Source organism: Desulfofundulus thermobenzoicus, from assembly GCF_009428905.1.
GTDB lineage: Bacteria > Bacillota > Desulfotomaculia > Desulfotomaculales > Desulfovirgulaceae > Desulfofundulus_A > Desulfofundulus_A thermobenzoicus.
The window spans coordinates 1-2,138 of the sequence record NZ_WHYR01000101.1 but is presented as its reverse complement, the minus strand read 5'-3'; the positions used below and the strand labels follow the sequence as shown (position 1 = coordinate 2,138).

Annotated in this window: 2 protein-coding genes; both read right to left on the bottom strand. The window is 60.6% G+C overall.

Annotation, left to right across the window (positions count from 1 at the left end):
- The coding region (locus tag GFC01_RS17620) for an anti-sigma factor family protein (protein ID WP_243137684.1) at positions 1–605 on the bottom strand (605 nt) is incomplete at its 3' end.
- Positions 606–860: 255 nt separating this feature from the next.
- Positions 861–1,517, bottom strand: coding sequence for a sigma-70 family RNA polymerase sigma factor (locus GFC01_RS17615; RefSeq protein WP_152948453.1), 657 nt, complete (start codon positions 1,515–1,517; stop codon positions 861–863).
- Positions 1,518–2,138: the final 621 nt, after the last annotated feature.

Sequence of the window (2,138 nt, the reverse complement as noted above, 5' to 3'; positions counted from 1 at the left end):
CCCGCACCCGCCCCGCCGTCACCGCCGCCGGGTACCGGTGCCCGGTCCTCCGGATTTTGCGCCACCAGGGCCGGTCCCCATATCCCCGCCGGGGGCCACCACTGGCGGGCGGCAAAACCGGCCGATCCGGCCAGCAGGAGCACCGCTGCGGCCGCTGCGGCCACACCCCGCCGCCAGGTAAGGGACAAGCCCTGCCACCACCGGGCCGGTGTCCACCGTGTCGTCCCTGCACCGGGGATGGCGCCGGGGCCGCCGGGCGCCTTTCCGTGGGCAGGGGCTGCGGTGCGTTCCATATCACCGCCCGCTATCACCCCGGCCAGCGTCCCGCCAACCGCCGCCGGCCTTTCACCGGCCACCGCTGCGGCGGGCATATCGAAAGACCGGGACTCCCGCAACCGGTCCAGGACACCGGCGGCAAACCCGGCCGGCACCGTTACCTCCGCAGCCATGCCCTTTAAAGCGGAGCTGACGGCCATCCAGCCGGCCAGTTCCCCCGCACAGGCGGCACATACCTGCAGGTGCTCCTGCAGCTCGGCCTGCTGTTTACCGGAAAGTTCCCCGTCCAGCCAGGGATAAAACAGTTGTCGCGCCTCCCGGCATTTCATGCTGCTCACCTTCTGCCCCGCATGGGCGCTGTCCTGATATGTCCTCCGGGCCGTGTACCGGTGGACAGGTGCCTACCGGTTTACGAGTCCTGAATGCCGCCCTGCGGCCGGTGGATTCTTTGCCCCGGCTTCTTGAGCCGCTGGAACAATCGTGGCGTTACCCTCAACTTCAACCGGTCAGGAAGCACAAGCAGGTTTTTGCCATGCTCCGTAGCCTTACCGTCAGAGTCAGTCGTTTCAAGACCCAACCGGCTCTTAACGGTTCCGGACAAGCCCGGCCGTGCTTTTTACAACCTTCACCGCACCGGAAGAACCTCTGGCCCCGGGTAGAGTCACGCCCGTTCCGGCGGCCAGGGTGGTCACGGCCTTCTTCAACCCGTCCCGGGCCCGGTTCAGGCGGGATTTCACCGTGCCCAGGGAGAGGCCCAGCATCCGCGCTATCTCGTCGTAGCTGTAGCCTTCCACTTCCCGCAATACCAGCACCGCCCGCTGTTCGGCGGGCAGCTCCTGCAGCGCCCGCCCCACCAGTCCCCGGAATTCCTTTTCCTCCAGCGCCTCCACCGGGTCTCCGGAACCGGCGGCCACCTCCCGGCTGACCTCCCCGTCATCGGTATGTACCGGTTCGTCCAGGGAGATGACGGTCACATTACCCTGCCGGCGTTTCATATTCAGCCACAGGTTCACGGTAATGCGGTGCAGCCAGGTGCCGAAATCCGCCTCATAACGGAAACTTTCCAGGGAGCGGAAGGCCCGGATGAAAACCTCCTGGGCCAGGTCCTGGGCGTCGGCATGGTTGCCGGCCAGCTGGTAGCTCAAAGCATACACCCGCTGCTGGTACATCTGCACCAGCTGCTCAAAGGCCGCCAGGTCCCGGCCCTGGGAACGTATTATCAGCTGTTTGACGGCATCCAATGGGAAGCCACTCCTGAAGAATGCCCCCAAACCTTTTACCTGTTAGACACCTTTTCCCGGCCAAAAGTTCCACAGGGTTTACGGTTCGGGAGAAGATTTTTGCAGTGCAAACAAACTAAATACGCGCCTGGTGGCGCTATTTCGAGGGCTATAACAAGAGTATAAGCCAACTTATTTATCTGATATATCTGGAGCCATGGAATAACTGCCTGCCAGGCCGGCCGGTTTTCCGCTTCAATTACAAATAATATCATATAGTTCATATAAAGGCAATTGGTTAACTGCGTTAAATAACACCAATTTTTACTGGCGGGAAAGGGGCCGCTTTTGCCCGGGCACCCACCGGGCCGCCCATGGACGAAAATGTTCCAGGGTAAAGCAACCTCCGGCGGTATCTATTTTAATTGCTTCCCGGACCACTACCTGGTAAAATGAAGATGGTGATAGAGATGACCGGCGACATGCCAAAGGACAAATATGACACCACGATGAAAGAACTCTTTGCAGACAGCGAAGAGGACTTGATCCGCTTTTTCGGCCAGATAAAGACGCAGGTAATCCGGCAATTGAACATCGAATTTCCCCTGGTGGAGAAAAAGAGAAGCGATCTGATCCTGGAAT